This is a genomic window from Paenarthrobacter sp. Y-19, assembly GCF_029223985.1.
Lineage (GTDB): Bacteria > Actinomycetota > Actinomycetes > Actinomycetales > Micrococcaceae > Arthrobacter > Arthrobacter nicotinovorans.
Window position 1 is genome coordinate 2,074,022 of sequence record NZ_CP119414.1, and the last position, 20,913, is coordinate 2,094,934.

Consider the following 20,913-nt stretch of genomic DNA (forward strand, 5'->3'; position numbering starts at 1 on the left):
CAAAAGTGCGCTGCTGGGTCAGCCCTCCAGCAGAAGCCGTTGGGCGCGGGGGGCAAGCATGTGCTCCAGGACGAGGCAAGCAGCACCGATGGCACCAACGTCTTCGCCTACGCCGGTACCCACGACTTCGAGCCCGTGGATCATGCGGGCGGCATTGTTTTTGTCCAGGAGGCTGGGAACGCGATCCAGGAAATAAGGTGACATGCGGCCCCAGAACGGCCCCCCGAAGACCACACGCTCCACGTCCAGGGTGTTGGTCACCACGGAGACCGCCCGCGCCACGAGCGTTGCCGACTTATCCAGAATCGCTATGGCGCGTTCATCGCCGGCGTCGGCCTTGTCGCACAACTCCGCGTAACGTTCCTGCACTTCAGGACCGTCCGCCCCGTGGCGGTTACCGTCCAGGACGCCTGCCGCTTCGGCTTCGGCCACCAACACCTGCGGAATACAGGATGACTTGACGCAACCCTGAAGCCCGCAATCACATTGCGGCCCTCCCGGGTCAACGACGATGTGGCCTATTTCGCCGGCGTTGCCGGAGGTCCCGCGCACTACCTCATCGTTGAGGACGATGCCGCAACCGATGCCGGTTCCCATGTACATGAAAACGAAGCTTCCCGCGCCGCTCGCGCCGCCGGCCCAGGTCTCGGCCACCGCCGCACTGGTGACGTCCTTGTCCACCAGCGTTTCCAGGCCCGTGGCATTTGCCAACGCTTCCCGGATCCGCACCCTGTTCCAACGCGTCAGCAGTGGCGGCTCCACCACGGAACCTTCGTCGAGGTCGATCGGACCCGGAACTGCAACACCCAGCCCGGCAATCTTTGACGCGTCGACACCCGATTCCTCGATGAGTGACTGGATCTGTTCGGCGATGCTGGTGATCACCCCCGCGGGGTCGCCACCGGGAGTAGCCATCCGGGAGTGCTTGACGACATCGCCCAGCAGGTCCAGAACGACGAAAGTGATGACTGCAGGGTCCAGGTGCACTCCCACGGCGTACATTCCCGCAGGGTTGAGGCGCAGGATAGTGCGCGGCTTTCCCGGACCGGACCCTTCTTTGCCTGCCTCGACGATGAGCTGCTGGTCAAGGAGTCGTCGGGAGATATTCGAAATCGTTTGCGGCGACAGCCCCACGATCTGCGCCAGTTCCACACGGCTGAGTCCGCCCGAAGACCGCCGGATCGCCTCCAGAATGACGGTCAGGTTGAAGTCCCCCATGCGGGGTAGGTTGGTTCCGCGCCTCGGTGTCGGCTGCCGGATCTCAGTCACTGATGCCCCTAGTCATTCGGAAAATCTTCGTCGAATTTGGTCTCTGTGTGCATCGTACGACACCACTGCTCCCACGGATACGAGCACACGCTGGCTCGGAAGTCAGGGGTTGGTAACGATGACACTGCATTGTATGCGAGCACAGTTCATTGACACGTCACGAACAGCCCTCAAGGCTTCCTGCTGCGCGTCACCGTGAACTTTGGATTACGGCCTTCTTCCACGGTGGGGCCGATCAGCCGTTCAAGCGTCGGCCGGTAGCGCAGGTGACTGTTGTACACCGTCCACAACTCCCCGCCCGGCGCCAGGACGCGGGCGGCTGCTTCAAACATCCGCATCGCGGCACCGGCATGCACGCTGGCGCCCAAGTGGAAGGGAGGATTCAGCAAGATAAGATCGGCGCTGGCCGGTGGGAGCGACGACATGGCGTCGTCGTGGAGTACGGTGATCCGCTCCCCCAGTCCGTTTGCCATAGCGGTGCCCCTTGCCGAGGCAGCGGCCGCGGCAGATTGGTCGGTGGCGATAACGCGTGCTTTCTTTTGCTGCGAGGCAACCATGGTGGCGAGGATACCCGTCCCGCACCCCAGGTCCACCACACACCGCGCCTGGGGCATGCGGTCAAGGAATGTCAGCAGATAGCGCGTCCCAATATCAAGGCGTGCCCCCGCAAAGACTGCACCTTGGGCACTGACGGTGATTCCCAGTTCGGGCAAGGGCTCAACCACAGGAAAGGGCGGGGCAGCATTGACCGGCCTGGCGTCCCGCGCCACCAGGACCCGGGACTTTTGGCGGGCCAACTGTGGCTGGACGGAGCCAAAATACTTTTCCAGCACACTGTTCATGCCGATTGTCATGTGCTTTACGCGACCACCGGCGAGCAAAACAGCACCCGGGGCAGCAAACCGTGCAACGGCGTCGGCGATTTCCTCCAACTCCGCCAGGGCTTTAGGCAACTGCAGCAGCACCAGCTCCGCATCCTCAAGCAGTTCCCTGCCGAGCTCCAGCGGGCTGAATTTCCCCTCGGCACCGGTCCCCTGCGCATTGCGCCTTAGGGCCAGCCTCCCGGAGAAAAGGTCCTGGTGGACGCGGACATGTTCGACGCCGAGCCCCGCCAAAGCGCCGAGGGTCAACGCACCATACCGGTCGCCGATGACGGCAATCCTGGTATCGGGAGAGCTGTATTCGACGGCGGTTTCCAAGAGCAGCTTGTCCGTGGCGTCGTAGGCCTGCAAGTTGTCGGCCTCTACGTCCGGCAACCTGCTCAATGAGTCAAAGAGCGCCCCAAGATCCAATACCGCCACTAGGAGGTTCCCGCTTTCTTTGTTTCAATAACCGGCCGCTGCCGTCGTCTCGACTTTATGGGTGCTTCGGAGGAAGCTTAAGCTGGCACTACGCAAACACCTGTCCTCCTCCGCGCGGTGAGAAGACCCCGAAGGTGGCCGGCATTCGTCACGGCGACCCCAGGAGCCAGGCGCCGGGACCACCCGTCACTGGGCTCCCCTTTCCCTTGCGAGAAGCCATGAGTGTCAATGTTGTCACGAACCTGGACGCAAAGTCCCACAACTCTCCCGACGAAACCCGGCGTGCGGACAAAACCGTAGTGGACCTGGTCACTGTGGGAGATTACACCATCGCCCGTATGACGTTTGAACCAGGCTGGACGTGGGCAGACTGCATCAAGCCTGCCGCCGGCACCGATTCGTGCCAGTTAAGCCACGTCGGGTTCTGCGTTTCCGGTTCCTTGGAAGTCGAAACAAACGACGGCGGCAAGATCAGCATTTCCCCGGGATCCTCCTACTCCATCCCTCCTGGACACAACGCCCGGGTGGTAGGAGATCAGCCATTCCAGGGCATCGAGTTCGTCAGCGGAGCCGAATTTGCCGAAGCCCTCAAGTAGGCGTCCGGGCTGGAGCTGCGGTTCAGACCGAAAGCAAAAGACCCCGCTCGATTGAGCGGGGGCCTTTCTACCGGAGTGGAGCTGAGGGGACTCGAACCCCTGACCCCCTGCATGCCATGCAGGTGCGCTACCAGCTGCGCCACAGCCCCGGATTTGCTGACTTCATCAGGAAGTATTTCTCTTCCCGTCGAAGCAACTCGTCAATACTAACCACAATCCCAGCGGAAGAGAAATCGCCGGAAGGTGAGGTGCATCACGCCGGCCGCCCGTCCTTCGGGAGACCCGCGCGACCGAGGTGCGTGGAACGAACCACTGCACCTCCCCCCAAAACGGGCCGTGCGGAGTCTCCCAAAATGACGTGCTCCAAGGAGTCTAGGATCCCGGCGCCGGAAAACAAAACCGTCCAGTCGGTTTCCCTGCCTTTCCGCACTTGCGCGGTGATAGCGTTGTGAAATCCCGACGGCGGCTACTTCCGCCGCCAGCCCACCATGAGAGGTCCTCACAACGGATGCAGCAACGCGCGCAGGAAACCCGGCTGGCCGTCATTGAAGGGGCGGCATCGGTCTTCGCCGGGATCGGTTATGCGAAGGCGAGCCTGGCTGACATCATCGCGCACGCCGAGGTGACAAAGGGGGCACTGTACTTTCACTTCACGTCCAAGCGGGACCTGGCGCTTGCAGTGATCGAAGAACAACATTCCAAGGTCCTGGCTGCAGGTTCCGACATCCTGGGCACCAGCGCACCTGCGTTGGACAAGATCATCGCGCTCTGCAGGATGTTTGGCCGGCAACTCCTGGACGAACCGATCGTCCGGGCCGGTATACGCCTTACCTTTGAAGCTTCAGCGTTCGAGGCAGACGTATCCGGGCCTTACGAGGACTGGATCGCCACGGTAGAGGGCCTCCTGGGACAGGCCAAGGTTGAGGGCGCGGTCCGCGCGGACCTGGATGCCGCCGCCTTCGGCCGGTACCTGGTGGCCTCCTTCACCGGCGTCCAATTGGTTTCCGACGTACTGACCGGACGCGACGACGTGCTGCAGCGCATAGAGCAAATGTGGGAATTCATGCTGCCGGCCCTGTCTCCCGTCCGACCGGGCTCACCGGACTAGCCCGGCACCGGGCGGGTCTTTCAGCCCACCCCAGGGTCGGCAGCTTCGTGCCGGGAAGCCGGACACGAAAAAGGCCCCGCCTCCCTCACCGGATGATCCAGGAAGAGAAGCGGAGCCTCATAGGGTGGAGCTGAGGGGACTCGAACCCCTGACCCCCTGCATGCCATGCAGGTGCGCTACCAGCTGCGCCACAGCCCCATATTCTTGCTGCTTCACGCTTGGCTTTGGAAGCCATCCGCGCCGAAGCAACTCAAATATCTTAGAACAGCATTTCCGATAATTCCAAATCGGGCATATTCGCTTGCCGCAGCGTCCTAGGCTTCGGAATCCTCCGTGGTTGCAGCCTTGGCGGAAGCGTCATCACCGAGTTCAAGATCTACCACGGGGCAGTCCTTCCAGAGGCGCTCCAATGCATAGAAGACGCGGTCTTCCGCGTGCTGGACGTGGATGACAATGTCGGCGTAATCCAGGAGGACCCAGCGGCCTTCGGAGCGGCCTTCGCGGCGCACGGGCCGAAGGTCCTGCTTCAGCAGTTCCTCCTCGATCCCGTCCACGATTGCGTTGACCTGGCGCTCAGTGGGAGCTGATGCGATCAGGAAGACGTCGGTCAGCGCCAAACGCTCGCTGACATCCAGCGCGACGATGTCTTCTGCGAGCTTGTCCGCCGCGGCACGGGCAGCGTGACGGGCGAGGGTGATGGATTGTTCATGTGCAGACAAAGGGAACTCCTAGTTATGGCGCGTGGCCGGGAAATGGCGTGAGCCGTTGGGGCGGAACTATCCGCTGGTAATCATGATGATGCCGACGATCAGGGCAACCAGGCCCAATGCCAGGACGCCGTATTGCAGCAAGCGGCTCCGTTGGGCCCTGGCCAGGCCGGCAGTACTGGCATCCAGCGGATCCAGTCCATAGGCGGCACTGGCAGACACAGGAGGCCGCTGTGTTTCTTCGCTTGTTTCTGCCGTGGAGGTGGCTTTGTTCCTGGATGACCGGGCAACCGCCTCGGCGCGGGCAAGAACCCCCGCACGCCCACGCGGAGCACGTTCCTTCGCCGGTGCCTGTACCGGATCAAGCTTGGGGCCGGACGAGGTGACCAACGGGACAAAGGTAGTGCTGGGACGCTTCATCACCGGGCGTTCGACGCCGGGAACCTTGACGAACTCCAACGGAGTCACCATGGCGAGGTTGTTCGCCGTCGAAGGACCGGCCGATGTAGAAGGCTCCTTGCCCTGCCCGGGATGGTTCAGCCCGGGCTGGTTCTGGCCAGGCCCGCTCTGCCCGGGTTGGTTCCGTTCGGCCTGATTCTGCTCTGCCAGCTTTTGCTTGGCAGCGGCACGTTTGTTCAGCACGGCCGCGCGCTCGGCCAGGGCGATCTGCTGGGCCAGGACCTCGGGATCAACGGCAAGCGGATCCTGCTCGGCAATGTGTTCGAGCTTGGAAGTCTGGTTTTGGACCTGCGCGGCAATCAGTTCGCGAACAGCAAGGGCCTGTTCCACGGACATCTCTGATTCGGCCGCTGGTACACCGCCAGACCCGGCGGGTGCCGGTGTTTTCGACTGAGGGGACGCTTGTGGCTCATCCCGCGTCGGCGGATTTTCCCCGTCTTTGTCCGCAGCCTTCGGCTTGGCGCCGGGCATGGGAACAACCGGGTTCATGGACGTGGCAACTTCTGCCTGAAGCTGCTGAAGCCGAAGCTGGCGCCGGGTGGGCGGACCGCCACCTGAGAGTTGCTCTTCCTTATCGGCGAGCTCCTTGATGGTGCGCAGTGCGGCGCGGTCACGCGCCCGGATCTGGGACGAGCGTTCCTGGGCCGCAGCACCCACCGCATCCACAGGCGCATCCGCCGCGCGACGGTTGCGTCCGTTGGAGCGCTCTGCACCGTCAGCAGGCTCTGTCTCCTGCGGGGCCGTAGGCTCCGCCTGGACTTCCGGGTTCTGTTCCCGGGCACGGCGAAGCTCACGCCTGCTGCGGATGGGTCGCTGTTCCTGGCTGCTCATTTTACAAACTCATTCAGTACGTGCTTGGTCGTCTGATCCGGACAGTGCCGGCGACAGTTCTCCTGGTACAGCGTCAGGTGCATACAGTCCATACTTTGCGATGTACTGCACCACACCGTCAGGGACCAGGTACCACACCGGGTTGCCTGCACCCACGCGGATACGGCAATCCGTGGAGGATATGGCCATGGCCGGGACTTCGAGCAAGCTTACGTCGTCAGTCCGGCCGAGGTCGTTCAGCTCGTGTCCGGGGCGGGTAACCCCCACAAAGTGGGCCAAGGACCAGAGCTCGTCCACGTCTTTCCAGGACAGGATCTGGGCCAGGGCATCCGCGCCGGTGATGAAGAAGAGGTCGGCGTCGGGGCGCTGGGCCCGAAGATCCCGAAGGGTATCGATGGTGAAAGTCGGGCCGGGCCGGTCCACGTCAACGCGGCTGACAGTAAACCGTGGGTTTGATGCCGTCGCGATAACGGTCATCAGGTACCTGTGTTCGGGTTCACTGACCAGCTTGTGCGACTTCTGCCACGGTTGACCGGTGGGCACGAAAACAACTTCGTCGAGGTCGAACTTGGCTGCGACTTCGCTTGCAGCCACAAGGTGGCCGTGATGGATGGGGTCGAAGGTTCCACCCATCACGCCCAGCCGAAGCCTGCGCTCCGACTCCCCGCGAGGTGTTGCGGCAATAATGTTAGTGGCCCTGGCCGTGGGTGTGCTTGTTCGGGTGCTGGCGGTGCGGGTCAGCGTGCTCCTCCACTGCCTCGTGGCGGTTACCCAGGTTGGTGTAGGACAGGGTTACGAACATGAGAACCAGCAGCAGGGCAAACATCGAGACGCCGAAGACCCACGGCTCGGCCCACAGCGGGGCGAGTTCCTCGTGGCCGCCTTCTGTCTCGGCGGCAATGGACGTGGCGATCTGCTGAAACAGCATCTTCTCCCCTAGTTGGTTCTCAAAGGATTTCGACGGCGGGACTCCCCGCCGTTCCGGACTTCTGTTCTATGTTACCGCGTTGCTAGCTGCGGACTTGGCCTTCACCCTGCACGATCCACTTTGTAGTGGTCAGTTCGGTGAGGCCCATGGGACCTCGGGCGTGGAGCTTCTGGGTGGAGATACCAACCTCGGCACCAAGCCCAAGCTCACCGCCGTCGGTGAACCGTGTTGAAGCGTTGACAATCACGGCCGCCGAGTCAATCTCGGCGATGAACCTCTCCGCGTTGGCGAGGTTGTTCGTCAGGATGGCTTCTGTGTGCCCGGTGGTCCACTTGCGGATGTGCTTCACCGCGTCATCCAGGCTGTCCACCATGGCCACAGCCAGGTCGAGGTCCATGTACTCAGTGGCCCAGTCGTCGTCGTCCGCGGGAACAGTCTCGACTGCGCTGCCGAGGGCAGCCGCGATCCTGTCATCGACGTGAAGTGTCACGCCCGCCTTGCGCAGTGCGGCCGCTACTGCGGGCAAGGCCGTCGACCCTGAATGCACCAGGAGTGTCTCCACGGTATTGCAGACACTCGGACGTTGGGTCTTGGCATTGAGGAGGATCTCCACGGCCATCTCTTCACCCGCCGACTCATCAATGAAGATGTGGACATTGCCCTCACCTGTTTCGATAACCGGCACCGAGGAGTTGGTCACGACAGTCTGGATAAGCTCGCGTCCGCCCCGGGGAATGAGGACGTCCACCCGCCCGCGGGCACGCATCAGGACATTGGCACCTTCGCGGCCATACTGGTCAACTGTCTGCACGGCATCAGCAGGAAGTCCCACCGAGTCCAAGGCGTCGCGCAGGATCCGGACCAAGGCCTCGTTGGTGTTCGCGGCAGCGGAACCGCCACGGAGGATCACGGCGTTGCCACTCTTGAGGGCGAGGCCGGCAATGTCCACAGTGACGTTGGGGCGCGCTTCGTAGATGGCGGCAACAACACCCATCGGCACATTGACCTGGCGCAGGCGCAGACCGTTAGGCAGTGTCTGCCCACGGACCACGTTGCCCACGGGGTCCGGCAAGCCGGCCAGGTTCTCCAATGCGGCCACCAGGCCGTCGATGCGCTCCGGAGTAAGAGTGAGCCGGTCCAGGAGAGCTGCAGACGTGCCGTTGGCGCGGCCTACGGCAACATCCTTGGCATTGGCTTCAAGGACATGCTTCCGGTTCTCAAGCAAAGCTGCCCCGATTGCACGAAGCGCACGGTCTTTCCACGCACGGTTGGCCTGTCCCAGGCGGCGTGCTGCTTTCCGGGAACGATCGGCAATGGCGTGGACAGCAGCTTCGAGTTCCTCCGGAGTCAATGGAACGCGTCCTGCCGCAGGGTTCTCCGGCGCGGTGCCGGCAGTGCCGGTAGCGTCGGAAATCACAGGGGCGTCAGGGGTCAGCGCTTCAGTCATGCACCCAGTTTAGATGAGCGCGGCCCGCGCAGAAGCACCAGATCGTCAACATGAACAACTTCGCGGTCATAGCCCCGTCCCAGCGACTGACCAAGCTCCTGGGTAGTGCGGCCCAGCATGCGGGGAAGTTCCTCCGACGAGTAGTTCACCAAGCCACGGGCCACGATGCTTCCGTCCAATGCCACCATCTCCACCGGATCACCGGCTTCGAATTCGCCCCCGACCTCCGAGATGCCGGCGGGAAGCAATGAGCGGTGCCTGTCGCGCACAGCCTTGACGGCGCCGTCGTCGAGCACCAAACGTCCCTGCACCGTCGCCAGGTGCGCGAGCCACAAGAGGCGGACGGGTTTGCGGTTGCCGTTCACGGCGAACCAGGTTCCCACGTCCTCCCCCGCCAGTGCCGCTGCGGCATTGGCCGTGGAGGTGACCAAAGCATGTATCCCGGAACTTGCGGCAATCGACGCGGCCTCGACCTTGGTCATCATGCCGCCCGTTCCGACACCGGCCTTGCCGGCCTTGCCGATGGTGACGTCCTCCAGGTCCTGGGGTCCGCGCACCAGCGGGATGCGCCGGGCGCCTTGGGACGGCGGACCGTCATAAACGGCGTCGACGTCGGACAGCAGCACCAGCGCATCGGCGCGGACCAAGTGCGCCACCAAGGCAGCCAAGCGGTCGTTGTCGCCAAAACGGATTTCATGGGTTGCCACGGTGTCGTTCTCATTGACCACCGGCACCACGCCAAGATTCAGCAGCCGGTCCAAGGCCCGGAAGGCATTGGTGTGCTGGGTCCGGCGCATGAGGTCATCGGCGGTCAGCAGGACCTGGCTCACAGTTACCCCGTGTGCATTGAACGCCTGCGTGTAGCGGGCCATCAGGAGACCCTGGCCGACACTTGCTGCCGCCTGCTGGGTGGCAAGATCCTTGGGCCGCTTTGCCAGGCCCAACGGTGCCAGCCCGGCCGCAATGGCGCCCGAAGAAACGAGGATAATCTCGGTTCCGGCATTTCGCTTTCCGGCGAGTGCGTTGACGAGTTGCGTCAAGGACTTCTCGGAGATGCCACCCTTGATGCTGGTCAGGGAGGATGAACCCACCTTGACCACTATCCGTTTGGCGGTGGCTATCCCCTGGCGCTCCAGTCCGGCAGCGTCCTCGGAAACGTCAATGGTCCTAGTCGTCATCACCGGAATCCAGGGTGCTTTCCCTCACCGTCTGGGCGCGGCGCCCGCTGACGGACTCTGTCCAGATGCCCGCCTTGCGCTCGGCTTCGAGTTCGGCGCGCGCAGCAGCCTTGGCCTCGCGGCGCTCGATCTGCTCCTCGCGCTTCTGCGAACGCGTGGGACGGTCACCAATGTCAGCAACACGGATATCGGTGCCTCGCGGAGTTGCCAAAAGTTCGGCACCAGCCATCATGGTGGGCTCCCAGTCGAAGACGACGCCGTCATCCTCGCCAATGACGACGGTATCGCCGGGCTTGGCGCCAACCTTGAACAGTTCCGTCTCAACACCAAGCTTGGCGAGGCGGTCTGCAAGGTAGCCGATGGCTTCCTCGTTCGTGAAGTCGGTCTGCTTGACCCAGCGCACGGGCTTTTCGCCCAGTACGCGGAACAGCGGCTCGAGGTTCTTCTCTTCACGACGGATCTTGAAACCGGACTCGTTGACGGCGCGCGGGCGAAGGACCGGCGGAGCCACCTTGGGGGGTGCAGCCTGGACGGCGTCGCGCGCAGCCTTGACGATTTCGGCCATGGCAAAGCCGAGCTGGCGCAAGCCTTCGTGGCTGGTTGCCGACACTTCGAAGACACGGTAGCCCCGCGCCTCCAGGTCGGGACGCACGAACTCGGCCATATCCTTGCCGTCGGGGAGGTCGACCTTGTTCAGGACTACCAGCTTGGGTCGCTCGTTCAACGGGACAACTTCACCGTCAACGCCGGCGTAGCTCATATCGACGGCGTACTTCTCCAGTTCGGCCTCAATGATGGCGAGGTCGGAGAGCGGATCGCGGTCCGATTCCAGGGTTCCGCAGTCAAGCACGTGGACCAGGGCAGCACAGCGCTCAACGTGGCGGAGGAAGTTATGACCAAGGCCCTTGCCCTCGCTGGCGCCTTCGATGAGGCCCGGAACGTCGGCAATGGTGAAGCGGACGTCTCCGGCCTGGACCACGCCCAGGTTGGGGATGAGGGTGGTGAACGGGTAGTCGGCGATCTTCGGCCGGGCAGCGGACATGGCAGCAATCAAGCTGGACTTGCCCGCGGAGGGGAAGCCGACCAGGGCAATATCGGCAATGGACTTCAGTTCCAGGACGATGTCACTGGATTCGCCTTCGATGCCGAGGAGCGCAAAGCCCGGGGCGCGTCGCTTTTGCGAAGAAAGGGAAGCGTTGCCGAGGCCACCCTGGCCGCCGGCGGCCGCAACGTATTCAGTACCCTCGCCCACCAGGTCTGCCAGGACTTCGCCGTCCTTGGTCTTGACCACGGTGCCGTCAGGGACCGGAAGAATCAGGGTCTCGCCGTTCTTGCCTCCACGCCAGTCGCCCATGCCGGGGCCACCATTGGTGGCGTGCCTGTGGGGTGCGTGGTGGTAATCAAGCAAGGTGGTGGTCTGGGCTGACACGCGGAGGATGACGTCCCCGCCGTTGCCGCCGTTGCCGCCGTCGGGACCGCCGAGCGGCTTGAACTTTTCCCGCTTAACGGAGACACAGCCGTGGCCGCCGGTTCCGCCGGATACGTGCAGGACTACCCGGTCTACAAAGCTCGCCACGTGGATCTCCTCTATTGCTGTTGCCAGCGCTGTTGCAAAAACCAGCGCGCCTGAGGGCGCCCTAGTCGATTGTAATGCGGTTAAAAGAACGGTGGAGCGGGCCGCTTGGCCCGCTCCACCGGTTCAGAACTTGTTGTTACTCTGCAGCTGCAGCAGCAACGATGTTCACTACGCGACGGCCGCGGCGAGTACCAAACTCAACCGCACCGGCCTGCAGGGCGAACAGGGTGTCGTCGCCACCGCGACCGACGCCTGCACCCGGGTGGAAGTGGGTGCCGCGCTGGCGAACGATGATTTCGCCGGCGGAGACTACCTGACCACCGAAGCGCTTGACGCCCAGGTACTGTGCGTTGGAGTCACGACCGTTGCGAGTGGAACTCGCGCCTTTTTTGTGTGCCATGTGAAATGCCTGCCTCTAAATTTCTGGGGAAACTGAAAAACCTGAACAGCGGGTAACGAAAGTTACGCGATGCTGGTGATCTTGATCTTGGTCAGTTCCTGACGGTGACCCTGACGCTTCCGGTAGCCGGTCTTGTTCTTGAACTTCTGGATGACGATCTTCGGACCACGGAGGTCTTCGAGGATCTCAGCCGTAACCTTGACGTTGGCCAGTTCCGCTGCTGCGGAGGTGACCTTGTCGCCGTCAACCAGGAGCAAGGCGGGCAGCTCAAGCGTGCTACCGGCTCCACCGGGGACGCGGTTAAGCGTTACGTAGTCTCCAACGGAAACTTTTTCTTGGCGGCCGCCTGCGCGGACAATCGCGTACACCACTTGGGTACTCACTTCTCTCGACGTTTATAACTAAATTTGCGTGCGGAACCTGTCACCGGAATCAGGCTTGGTTCGCGCTGTGCCTCAACGCCGTGGACTTCTGTTCGAAGTCCGCGAGTCATCCCATGAACAATTCCAAGGGGCATAACCCAAGTGTTGGCGTAAGCACCGAAGATCAAGATTACGCTAGTTTGACCCTCAGCTGCAAATGAGGCCGGGACCGGAGGCTACCCCGTGACTTGCATCACGAGGTGTAACGGACTCTCCCGGCACCGTGCCCATACAGCCTACAGGGTTTGGCGGCGATTAACGTGATCACGCCCGCGACGCGCGGGACAAGCCATGCTTTTCATCCCGGTTCAGTCCCGGTTCAACACGCCGGGCCACCCTGGGCGTAGAGCCGCGGAGCATCAAAGAACGCCGTCTCGTAGCGGCAGGACTGCCTGAAAGCCTCAAGCATCTCCGCACGTTCACGCCCGGAAGCGGCAACGGCCGCCGCGTCTGTGAAGTTGATCGCCATCCTTGTGGCGGAGGCAAAGTCCTCGTCGGCGTACGTCCGCAGCCAGTCCGCATAGGGATGCCCGCCGGAGGCCCCGGCATCGACGAACGCGGCGTGGAGCTTTTGACCCACTTCCGCATACAACCAGTAGCAGGGCAGGATCGCCGCGAGGACCACCGCATAGCTGCCGGATGCCGACGTTGCCAGCAGATGGTCCACATAGGCTTTGGTGACCGGTCCGGTGACGCCCGAAGCCTCACGGGAGCTCAACCAGTTCCTGTGCAGTTCCGATTCAACTTCCAGGCATTGCCGTGAGCTCCTGGCCCAGAACAGCTGTTCTTCCTCGGTGGGCGCCAACGCGCCTGCACGGGCAAGGACCCTGGAATAGCCATTGAGATAGATGGCGTCCTGCGCAAGGTAGTAGCTGAATGCCGGCTCCGGCAAATGCCCCGACTGCAGTTCCTGGATGAAGTTGAGGCCGTGGATTTTTTCAAGCTCCGGGATGGCTTCCTTCCACAAAGTGGCGGCAAATCCGCCAGGCTGGAGGACGCGCTGGTGGTGGAAGTGGTCCACAGGCCCGTTGCCCCGGCCCACTTCCAGCTCCCCTGCGCTCCTCAGGGCCTGGAGCAGCCATGGTTTCGCTTCGCGCAGTGAGGCCTCCCAGTCGCCCGTGCGCGCCTGGACGGTAGCCAAGGCGGACGACAACGAGCATCCAGTGCCATGGCTGTTCCGGGTCGCAATCCTTGGACCTGCCACTTCGATGACGTCCTGCCGCAACAGCCCGCTGGTGTTGATCAAGGCATCGGGGCATTCCGAGCCGGCCAGATGACCGCCCTTGACCAAGACCGTGTTTCCGCACTCAGCTGCCAGTCGTTTGCCCTGCTCCAATGCCGATGCCCAATCAGCAGCCTCGGTTTCCCCCAGCAATATGGCAAGCTCGGGCAGGTTCGGCGTGATCAGGTCCGCCAATGGAAGCAGGGAACGAAGGGCCTCCCCTGCGGAGTCGGTCAGCAGGCGGTCACCGCTGGTGGCCACCATCACGGGATCAAGAACCACGACGGCGGGGCGCACCGATTCGAGCCAACTGCGCACCTCGTCAATAACAGCCGCGTCGCCGAGCATCCCGATCTTCACGGCGTCGATGACGATATCGGTACTGACGGCGTCCAGTTGCTGGCGCAGGAACTCCACGGGTGGTACGTGCACACCGCTGACACCCAGGGTGTTCTGGGCCGTCAAAGCCGTAACGGCAGCCATGCCATATCCACCGTGGGCGGCGATGCTCTTCAAATCAGCCTGGATTCCGGCTCCTCCGGACGGGTCGGAGCCCGCGATGCTAAGTACCCGGGGGGTTCGTCTGCGGTCCTCCGCCAGCGGATAAACAGCGGAAGATGACAATGCGGCCATGAGGACATCCCTTCGCCGGTGCTAACCGGACAGGTTCAACGGGTTTGGATCTCAGCCTGGCCCATCGCCTGGCACCCCGTGTCAGTCCCCCAGCCTAGCGCACCGGCAAACAGCAAAAGGCCCCGCAATTGCCGCTGGTAGCGGAACTGCGGGGCCTTGGTGCGGTCACAAACGGTTAGAGTTCGGAGGCCGGTACGCCGACGCCCAGGATGATGGGTTCGTCCGGGGCCGCTTTCCTGACCGGCTCCGCAGGCGCCTTGGACTCGTGCGCCGATCCCTTCGCGGCCGTAGCGGTCACGTCGTGGTGCTCAACACTGGTCTCGTTGGCCGCGCCTTGAGCCCTGCTTGCACTGCGGTTCCGGCGGCTACGACGACCCCGCGATGCTGAGGGGGCTTCGTCGGCGGCCGGAGCCGGAGCTTCAGTCGTCGGGATGTTCGCAGCCTTCGGGGCTTCGACAGCTTCCTTGGCTTTCTGGTCCTCAGGCGACGGTGCCGCGCCAAGGTGCGAGAAAGCTTCGGCCAGACGATCCAGGCTCATGGCCGGCTGGGCTGCCTGCGGCTCATCGTGGTGTTCAACGAAAGGCAAGGCAACCTCTTCGCCGCCAAAACGCAACACTGGAGTGGCCCGGCCTTCGCGGACAGCGGCGTCGTGCGCCGCGGCTTCCTGGGCCGTCGGGGCAGCGGAGACTGAACCGGCGTCGGGACCATGCTCCCCGGCCGCCCGGGTTTGCTCCTCTGCCTTGTGGAGCTCGTCATCGTGAAGGTGGGCGGCATGCGCGGCCGCTGCAATCGTCGCCAGTGCAGCCCGGGTTGCTTCGGCCTTTGCCTGACGGGCAGGGTCCTGGGCTTCCGGGTGTGCTGCCGGTGCCGCAACAGGGGCGGACGGCGTCGAATGGACCTGGGCCGGTGCTTCGACCGTTCCCTGGGCGCCGCCCTTGCCGCGGCGACGCTTGCGCTCGGTGCGGGCTGTGGACTGCTGTGCCTCGGTGTGCGGACGGTGCTGCTCGGCTGCCACGGTGTTGGCGCGGCGGTGCTCCACGGGCTCGTCATGCGTCACGACACCGCGGCCTGCGCAGTGCTCGCACTGCTCACCGAAGACTTCAAGGAGACCGGTGCCCATGCGCTTGCGGGTCATCTGGACAAGGCCCAGTGACGTTACTTCAGCAACCTGGTGCTTGGTACGGTCACGGCCCAGGCACTCCACCATGCGGCGGAGAACGAGGTCGCGGTTGGATTCCAGGACCATGTCGATGAAGTCGATGACGATGATGCCGCCGATGTCACGCAGGCGAAGCTGGCGAACGACTTCCTCGGCAGCTTCAAGGTTGTTCTTGGTAACTGTCTCTTCCAGGTTTCCACCACTGCCGGTGAACTTACCCGTGTTGACGTCCACCACCGTCATGGCTTCGGTGCGGTCAATGACCAGCGAGCCACCGGATGGCAGGAAGACCTTGCGCTCCAGGGCCTTGTGGATCTGCTCATCGATGCGCCAGGCAGCGAAGATGTCTTGATCCTTGGTCCATTTTTCAAGGCGGCCCACGAGGTCGGGGGCAACATAGGTTACATAGGCCTCGATGGTGTCCCAGGCGTCGTCACCGGAGACGATCAGCTTGGAGAAGTCCTCGTTGAAGACGTCACGGACAACCTTGATGGTGAGGTCCGGTTCGCCGTAAAGCAGTTCCGGTGCCAGCACCTTGGTGGAGGAAGCTTGCCCTTCGATACCTTCCCACTGCGCGCGCAAACGGTTGATGTCGTGGGTCAGTTCTTCTTCCGAGGCACCTTCAGCGGCCGTACGGACGATGACTCCGGCGTTTTCCGGCAGGCGGTCCTTCAGGATCCGCTTGAGGCGGTTGCGTTCGACGTCGGGCAGCTTGCGGGAGATGCCGGTCATGGATCCACCCGGCACGTACACAAGGTAGCGGCCCGGAAGTGAGATCTGGCTTGTGAGGCGGGCACCCTTGTGACCCACCGGATCCTTGGTCACCTGGACCAGGACGGAGTCGCCGGACTTCAGCGCATTCTCGATCCGGCGCGGCTGGCCCTCCAGGTTCACTGCATCCCAGTTGACTTCACCGGCGTACAGCACCGCGTTGCGGCCGCGTCCGATATCAACGAATGCAGCTTCCATGGATGGCAGGACGTTCTGGACCTTGCCGAGATAGACGTTGCCGATCAGGGAGTCCTGCTGCGTCTTGGACACGAAGTGCTCGGCCAGGACGCCATCTTCAAGGACTGCGATCTGGATTCTGTCGTCGCGCTGGCGGACGATCATTTGCCGGTCCACGGATTCGCGGCGTGCCAGGAACTCGGCTTCGGTAATCACCTGGCGGCGACGTCCGGTCTCGCGGGACTCGCGGCGACGCTGCTTCTTGGCCTCGAGCCGGGTGGAGCCCTTGACGCTTGCGACCCGGTTGGAAGGAGCCGTTTCCGTGATGGGCCGGGGGGCGCGAACGCGGGTTACCGTGTTGGGCGGGTCGTCATCCGAGCCGCCCGTCAGTTCAAGGTCCTGGTCTCCACGACGCCGACGACGACGGCGACGCGACGTGACGCCTTCTTCGAGGGCTTCAGCTGCGGGAGTTTCTTCGTCGCCGGAGTCATTGCTGTCTTCGGTGTCGTTCTCGTCGCGTTCAGTGCCACGGCGCCCGCGGCGGCCGCGGCTCCGGCGACGGCGACGACTGCCACCCTCGTCCAGCTCACCGTCTGCGGCTGCTTCAGCGTCGTCTTCCGGCTCGTCGTCCGTCTCTTCCACGGCCGCAACGCGCGGGACAGTGGTGAGGTCAGGGGCCTGGAAGATCATCGACGTGATGGAAACCGGCTCCATGAACAGCGAGGTGGCAGCGGCAGGAGCAGCTTCCTCGGCCGGAGCCTCTTCCTCAGCAGCAGGTTCTTCCGGCTGGGTGCCGGCCTCCGGCGTCGTGGTTTCTTCAACAACTTCAGCAGCTGCGGGCGTCTCTTCTGCCTCCACCTTGGGCTTGGCAGCACGACGACGGCGGACCGGCTTTTCGGCGGCAGCTTCAAGGACGGCTTCGGGCTGGGTTTCGGCAGCAGGCTCCTGGCCTGCGGCGGTTTCATCGCCGAGGCCGGGCAAGGGCTCGGTTGGCTCAACCTTCTTGCGGGACCGGGTGCGGCGTACGGGCTTGGCGTCAGCCTCGGGAGTTTCCGCAACTGCGGGCGTCCCAGTGACAGGGGCCTCAGTTGCCTCTACCTCAGCAACTGCCTTGGGCGCAGCCTTGCGCCGGGTCCGGGTGGTTTTCTTGGGCGCTTCCGCAGTTTCCGCGGGAGCTGCCTCATCATTAACGGCTACAACCTGGTCATTATCCATATGTGGCAACACTCCTGCCCCAGCGACACCGCCACATCCGGCGCCCAGAGGGGCAAATATTGTCAAAACCCGCAGGCGTTGACAGAAGTCGGTAGTATGCCTTCCGGTTCGCACCATCATTGGGGTGCGGCAGCCCTGGAAGGCCGGCGGCTTAGTTCTGAAACCCGTTGTTCTGCTGCCACAACCAGGTGCCGTCCATTGTTATGGCGGGCCTACCGAGGATCGACGTGATCCGGGCATGCCCAGCTCATACTGGCGGTCTTGGGAACAAGTCACCGGACCGGAATCCGAATGTGGGTCGGCTTCCAGCCATGTTCATTCTCTCACACCCGCGCGACATCGCCCGTTAGGACGCTGTGTCGTCCGGATCGGCACAAGCTGGGCGCAGCCCACAGCCAGCGGCGTTAGAATCCTCCCAAGAACCCTTCCCGGCCCGCCGGGGCACAACGTCGAAAAGGATCCGATCCGCGATGCCGAGCACCGCCAGGGAAAACCTGGCCATCAATACCTCCACCACTGCGGGAGAGTCGTCCGCACAACAGGAGAAGTTGCCGAGGACTGTCCGCGACAAGCCCTTCGCCTGGCTCCTCCTGGTCACCGGCGTCATCGGTTGGCTGGCGTCCGGGGCGTTGGTCCTGGAGAAACTGGAAGTCCTCAAGGACCCCAACCATGTAACGGTCTGCGATGTGAACCCGTGGATTTCCTGCGGCGCCGTGATGCAAACACCACAGAGCTCCGTGTTCGGATTCCCCAACATGTTCATCGGCATTGTGGCCTTTGCCGTCATCATCACCACGGCCATGGGCCTTCTCGCCGGCGCCAGGTTCTCGCGCGGCTACTGGCTTGGACTGCAGGCGGGCGTGACCCTCGGTTTCGTGTTCGTTGTCTGGCTGTGGTCCCAGGCCCTGTACGTCATCAATGTACTGTGCCCGTTCTGCATGGTGGTGTGGGCCGTCATGATCCCCCTCTTTGTCTGGGTGACCATCCGGAACATCTCCCACGGCGTCATCAAGGCACCGCCGGGCTTGACCAAGTTGCTGGGCGATTCCGGGTGGATCATTGTGGCCCTGCTGTATGTCGCGGTCATCGCCACGATCTTCTTCGCCTTCATCCACGTTTTCGCTGGGACGTCCGGCTACTAAACCGATCCGCGGGGTGACAGCTAAGGCCAATGTTCGACTCGAACATTGGCCTTAGCTGTCAGGTCGGTGCGGCGTGGTTAGCCGGCGAACCAGATCTTGATCTCGCGCTCGGCCGATTCAACGGAGTCGGAACCGTGGACGAGGTTCTGCTGTACCGCCAGGCCCCAGTCGCGACCGAAGTCGCCACGGATGGTGCCCGGAGCCGCCGTCGTCGGATCCGTCGTTCCGGCCAGTGAGCGGAAGCCTTCGATGACGCGGTGGCCCTCGAAGACGGCAGCGATGACCGGTCCGCTCAGCATGAACTCAACCAGCGGCTCGTAGAAGGGCTTGCCCACGTGTTCCTCGTAGTGCTGCTCCAGCAGCTCACGGGTGGCGTTGACCTTCTTCAGTTCGGCCAGGGTGTAGCCCTTGGCCTCGATGCGGGCGAGGATGCTCCCGCCCAGGTTGCGGGCGACGCCGTCGGGCTTGACCAGGACGAGGGTCCGTTCAATGCTCACAGTTGCTCCAATGTGATGTGTTCAGTGACTTACGTTCGGTGGTTTTCCCAGCCAGTTTACGGGGTTTGCGGGCCGGCTTCTTCACCGTGGGCAGCGTCCCATTCCGCCTGTTCACGGTCGCGCTGGGCCACCTCACGGTCGATCCTCATGCCGGCACGGATCCCGTACCACCAGCAGATGGCAAAGAGGATGCCGACAATGAACATCATGGGCTCGGCCAATCCCGTCAGGATCAGCACTACCTGCAGCACCCATCCCAGTCCGATGCCCCACGGCCTGGACAGCACGGCACAGGCAAGGACCAGCACCACGCTCAGGGCAATTCCGACGCCCAGGATGATGCCCGGATCGACTTCGCCGCGCTTCAGGCCGAACACAGCCAAGGTGCCGAAGAAAGCCACGAAGGCTTCGAGCAGCAGCACCGTGGACGCAAACATCACTTTGGTGGACCGGCGCTTCTTCGGCATGCCGGGACGCCATTCGCGCTGCGCTTTGGTCATTTTCGCCATGCTAGGCACTCGCCTTTCCCAGCAGGATCCGGGCCTCGGCCACCACCGTGATGGAACCCGTCACCAGGACACCGCCCGCCAGGTCATCGTTGGATTCGGCACGTTCGACAGCCCATTCAATGGCGTCGTCGAGCTTCTCGGCGATATGCACGTTGTCCTCGCCAAAGCCAAGGTCGATGGCGAGTTCAGCCAGTTCCGCTGCCGGAACGGCGCGCGCCGAGTTGGACTGCGTGAAACAGAACTCCTCGGCGAGTCCGCCGAGGGATTCCATGAGGGTCTTCAGGATTTCCTCCGCGTCCTTCTCGCGCAGGACCCCAACCACCACCACCAGTTTGCTGAAGGTGAATGCCTCCTGGATTGCTTCTGCCGTGACACGAATGCCGTCCGGGTTGTGGGCTGCGTCAACCACTACCGTGGGTGCGGTCCTCACGACTTCCAACCGGCCGGGAGATGTCACGGTGCCGAATGCTTCCTTCAGCACCTCGGCGTCCAGTTCCTTTTCTCCCCCGCCGAAGAATGCCTCAAGGGCGGCCACGGCAACAGCGGCGTTCTCGGCCTGGTGGGCACCGTGCAACGGCAGCAGAAGATCCTCGTAGCGCCCGGCGAGTCCCTGGATGGTCAGGACCTGGCCACCCACGGCGACACTGCGGGACTCGACGCCGAACTCGACGCCCTCGAAGCGGAAGGGCACGTCCACTTCACGGGCCTTTTCCAGCAGGACCTGGGCCGCGTCCACCGGCTGGGCCGCACTTACCAGGAAGCCGCCGGCTTTGATGATTCCGGCCTTCTCGTAGGCAATGTCCTCGGTGGTGTCGCCCAGGAGGTCCGTGTGGTCCAGCGAGATCGGCGTGATGACCGAGACCTGGCCGTCTCCGACGTTGGTGGCATCGGTGATGCCTCCCAAGCCGACTTCAATCACTGCGACGTCCACCGGCTGGTCCGCGAACACCGCGAAGCCAAGAATGGTCAGGCATTCGAAGTACGTCAGGCGCGGCTGGTTCTCCGCAACGAGCTCGTTGTCAACGATTTCCAGGTACGGGCGTATCTCATCCCAGATGCGTACGAACGTCGCGTCCGGTACCGGCTCGCCATCAATACTGATGCGCTCAGTGACCTTTGACAGGTGCGGGCTGGTGTAGCGGCCCGTGCTGAGTCCGTGGGCGCGCAAACCGGCTTCGATCATGCGGGCAGTGGAAGTCTTGCCGTTGGTGCCCGTGATGTGGATGATCGGGAAAGCCTTGTTCGGCTCCCCCAGCACGTCCATGGCACGGAAAAGCGGCGCAAGGCGCGGTTCCATCTTGTTTTCCGGCGCCCTGCCAAGGAGTTCGGCGTAGACGCTCTCAACGGAAAATTCGTCAGTCATGGT

At 63.1% G+C, this 20,913-nt stretch carries 19 protein-coding genes, 2 tRNA genes and 1 riboswitch; of the genes, 3 read left to right on the forward strand and 18 right to left on the reverse strand.

Going from position 1 to position 20,913, the window contains the following annotated elements; genetic code table 11:
• Positions 1-18: 18 nt before the first annotated feature.
• Together PYR64_RS09585 and PYR64_RS09590 are read right to left on the reverse strand one after the other, a co-directional pair.
• Positions 19-1,269 (reverse strand): ROK family transcriptional regulator, encoded by a 1,251-nt coding sequence (locus tag PYR64_RS09585; RefSeq protein ID WP_275779580.1) that lies wholly within the window; start codon positions 1,267-1,269, stop codon positions 19-21.
• 170 nt (positions 1,270-1,439) lie between these two features.
• Positions 1,440-2,570: a methyltransferase gene (locus PYR64_RS09590; RefSeq protein ID WP_275779582.1), complete on the reverse strand. Its 1,131-nt coding sequence runs from the start codon at positions 2,568-2,570 to the stop codon at positions 1,440-1,442.
• Positions 2,571-2,788: 218 nt separating this feature from the next.
• Between PYR64_RS09590 and PYR64_RS09595 the strand changes: the two genes are divergently transcribed.
• Positions 2,789-3,166 carry a cupin domain-containing protein gene (locus PYR64_RS09595; RefSeq protein ID WP_018777809.1) on the forward strand — a complete coding sequence of 126 codons (378 nt, stop codon included), beginning with the start codon at positions 2,789-2,791 and terminating at the stop codon, positions 3,164-3,166.
• Positions 3,167-3,242: 76 nt separating this feature from the next.
• Here PYR64_RS09595 and PYR64_RS09600 read toward each other — a convergent pair.
• Positions 3,243-3,315, reverse strand: a tRNA-Ala gene (locus tag PYR64_RS09600).
• A 359-nt stretch (positions 3,316-3,674) separates the two neighbouring features.
• On the opposite strand from PYR64_RS09600, the gene PYR64_RS09605 reads away from it, so the two are divergent.
• On the forward strand, positions 3,675-4,274 hold the full coding sequence (locus tag PYR64_RS09605; protein ID WP_018777810.1) for a ScbR family autoregulator-binding transcription factor: 600 nt from the start codon (positions 3,675-3,677) through the stop codon (positions 4,272-4,274).
• Positions 4,275-4,399: 125 nt separating this feature from the next.
• On the opposite strand, the gene PYR64_RS09610 is transcribed toward PYR64_RS09605, so the two are convergent.
• From PYR64_RS09610 to PYR64_RS09665, 12 genes are all read right to left on the reverse strand, one after another.
• Positions 4,400-4,472 (reverse strand) — tRNA-Ala (locus PYR64_RS09610).
• Between the two features lie 116 nt (positions 4,473-4,588).
• On the reverse strand, positions 4,589-4,993 hold the full coding sequence (gene rsfS, locus PYR64_RS09615) for a ribosome silencing factor (protein WP_275779584.1): 405 nt from the start codon (positions 4,991-4,993) through the stop codon (positions 4,589-4,591).
• A 57-nt stretch (positions 4,994-5,050) separates the two neighbouring features.
• The gene (locus PYR64_RS09620; protein WP_275779586.1) at positions 5,051-6,271 is read right to left on the reverse strand and encodes a hypothetical protein; all 1,221 of its coding nucleotides are present in this window, start codon (positions 6,269-6,271) and stop codon (positions 5,051-5,053) included.
• Positions 6,272-6,280: 9 nt separating this feature from the next.
• A complete protein-coding gene (gene nadD / locus PYR64_RS09625; protein WP_227453706.1) occupies positions 6,281-6,955 on the reverse strand; it encodes a nicotinate-nucleotide adenylyltransferase in 675 nt (224 codons plus the stop codon).
• A 4-nt stretch (positions 6,956-6,959) separates the two neighbouring features.
• Positions 6,960-7,199, reverse strand: coding sequence for a hypothetical protein (locus PYR64_RS09630; protein ID WP_018777814.1), 240 nt, complete (start codon positions 7,197-7,199; stop codon positions 6,960-6,962).
• An 82-nt stretch (positions 7,200-7,281) separates the two neighbouring features.
• Positions 7,282-8,646, reverse strand: coding sequence for a glutamate-5-semialdehyde dehydrogenase (locus PYR64_RS09635; protein ID WP_055976052.1), 1,365 nt, complete (start codon positions 8,644-8,646; stop codon positions 7,282-7,284).
• The gene (gene proB / locus PYR64_RS09640; RefSeq protein WP_018777816.1) at positions 8,643-9,824 is read right to left on the reverse strand and encodes a glutamate 5-kinase; all 1,182 of its coding nucleotides are present in this window, start codon (positions 9,822-9,824) and stop codon (positions 8,643-8,645) included. The genes PYR64_RS09635 and proB overlap by 4 nt, the downstream gene beginning before the upstream one ends.
• The gene (gene obgE, locus PYR64_RS09645; RefSeq protein WP_275779590.1) at positions 9,814-11,400 is read right to left on the reverse strand and encodes a GTPase ObgE; all 1,587 of its coding nucleotides are present in this window, start codon (positions 11,398-11,400) and stop codon (positions 9,814-9,816) included. The genes proB and obgE overlap by 11 nt, the downstream gene beginning before the upstream one ends.
• Positions 11,401-11,536: 136 nt before the next feature.
• Positions 11,537-11,800 carry a 50S ribosomal protein L27 gene (rpmA, locus tag PYR64_RS09650; RefSeq protein ID WP_003803426.1) on the reverse strand — a complete coding sequence of 88 codons (264 nt, stop codon included), beginning with the start codon at positions 11,798-11,800 and terminating at the stop codon, positions 11,537-11,539.
• 62 nt (positions 11,801-11,862) lie between these two features.
• A complete protein-coding gene (gene rplU / locus PYR64_RS09655; RefSeq protein ID WP_018777818.1) occupies positions 11,863-12,171 on the reverse strand; it encodes a 50S ribosomal protein L21 in 309 nt (102 codons plus the stop codon).
• A gap of 370 nt (positions 12,172-12,541) precedes the next feature.
• On the reverse strand, positions 12,542-14,077 hold the full coding sequence (gene thiD / locus PYR64_RS09660; RefSeq protein ID WP_275779597.1) for a bifunctional hydroxymethylpyrimidine kinase/phosphomethylpyrimidine kinase: 1,536 nt from the start codon (positions 14,075-14,077) through the stop codon (positions 12,542-12,544).
• Positions 14,068-14,166, reverse strand: a riboswitch (TPP riboswitch). Its footprint overlaps the gene before it by 10 nt.
• Positions 14,167-14,252: 86 nt before the next feature.
• On the reverse strand, positions 14,253-17,399 hold the full coding sequence (locus PYR64_RS09665) for an Rne/Rng family ribonuclease (protein WP_275779599.1): 3,147 nt from the start codon (positions 17,397-17,399) through the stop codon (positions 14,253-14,255).
• Positions 17,400-17,869: 470 nt separating this feature from the next.
• On the opposite strand from PYR64_RS09665, the gene PYR64_RS09670 reads away from it, so the two are divergent.
• Positions 17,870-18,541 carry a vitamin K epoxide reductase family protein gene (locus tag PYR64_RS09670; protein ID WP_018777821.1) on the forward strand — a complete coding sequence of 224 codons (672 nt, stop codon included), beginning with the start codon at positions 17,870-17,872 and terminating at the stop codon, positions 18,539-18,541.
• Positions 18,542-18,618: 77 nt separating this feature from the next.
• Here the strand turns inward: PYR64_RS09670 and ndk are convergent, their stop codons facing one another.
• The 3 genes from ndk to PYR64_RS09685 are packed head-to-tail and all read right to left on the reverse strand — an operon-like array spanning position 18,619 to position 20,910.
• Positions 18,619-19,038, reverse strand: coding sequence for a nucleoside-diphosphate kinase (gene ndk, locus PYR64_RS09675; protein WP_018777822.1), 420 nt, complete (start codon positions 19,036-19,038; stop codon positions 18,619-18,621).
• A 56-nt stretch (positions 19,039-19,094) separates the two neighbouring features.
• On the reverse strand, positions 19,095-19,547 hold the full coding sequence (locus PYR64_RS09680; protein ID WP_039241765.1) for a DUF4233 domain-containing protein: 453 nt from the start codon (positions 19,545-19,547) through the stop codon (positions 19,095-19,097).
• Position 19,548: 1 nt separating this feature from the next.
• A complete protein-coding gene (locus PYR64_RS09685) occupies positions 19,549-20,910 on the reverse strand; it encodes a folylpolyglutamate synthase/dihydrofolate synthase family protein (protein WP_275779602.1) in 1,362 nt (453 codons plus the stop codon).
• Between the last annotated feature and the right edge of the window lie 3 nt (positions 20,911-20,913).

What these genes read in the sequence shown, in the direction of transcription:
- PYR64_RS09595 (WP_018777809.1), top strand. Translation starts at nt 2,789, where the DNA reads ATGAGTGTCAATGTTGTCACGAACCTGGACGCAAAGTCCCACAACTCT.
- PYR64_RS09605 (WP_018777810.1), top strand. Translation starts at nt 3,675, where the DNA reads ATGCAGCAACGCGCGCAGGAAACCCGGCTGGCCGTCATTGAAGGGGCG.
- PYR64_RS09620 (WP_275779586.1), bottom strand. Translation starts at nt 6,271, where the DNA reads ATGAGCAGCCAGGAACAGCGACCCATCCGCAGCAGGCGTGAGCTTCGC.
- PYR64_RS09630 (WP_018777814.1), bottom strand. Translation starts at nt 7,199, where the DNA reads ATGCTGTTTCAGCAGATCGCCACGTCCATTGCCGCCGAGACAGAAGGC.
- PYR64_RS09635 (WP_055976052.1), bottom strand. Translation starts at nt 8,646, where the DNA reads ATGACTGAAGCGCTGACCCCTGACGCCCCTGTGATTTCCGACGCTACC.
- proB (WP_018777816.1), bottom strand. Translation starts at nt 9,824, where the DNA reads ATGACGACTAGGACCATTGACGTTTCCGAGGACGCTGCCGGACTGGAG.
- rpmA (WP_003803426.1), bottom strand. Translation starts at nt 11,800, where the DNA reads ATGGCACACAAAAAAGGCGCGAGTTCCACTCGCAACGGTCGTGACTCC.
- thiD (WP_275779597.1), bottom strand. Translation starts at nt 14,077, where the DNA reads ATGGCCGCATTGTCATCTTCCGCTGTTTATCCGCTGGCGGAGGACCGC.
- PYR64_RS09665 (WP_275779599.1), bottom strand. Translation starts at nt 17,399, where the DNA reads ATGGATAATGACCAGGTTGTAGCCGTTAATGATGAGGCAGCTCCCGCG.
- PYR64_RS09670 (WP_018777821.1), top strand. Translation starts at nt 17,870, where the DNA reads ATGCCGAGCACCGCCAGGGAAAACCTGGCCATCAATACCTCCACCACT.
- PYR64_RS09680 (WP_039241765.1), bottom strand. Translation starts at nt 19,547, where the DNA reads ATGGCGAAAATGACCAAAGCGCAGCGCGAATGGCGTCCCGGCATGCCG.
- PYR64_RS09685 (WP_275779602.1), bottom strand. Translation starts at nt 20,910, where the DNA reads ATGACTGACGAATTTTCCGTTGAGAGCGTCTACGCCGAACTCCTTGGC.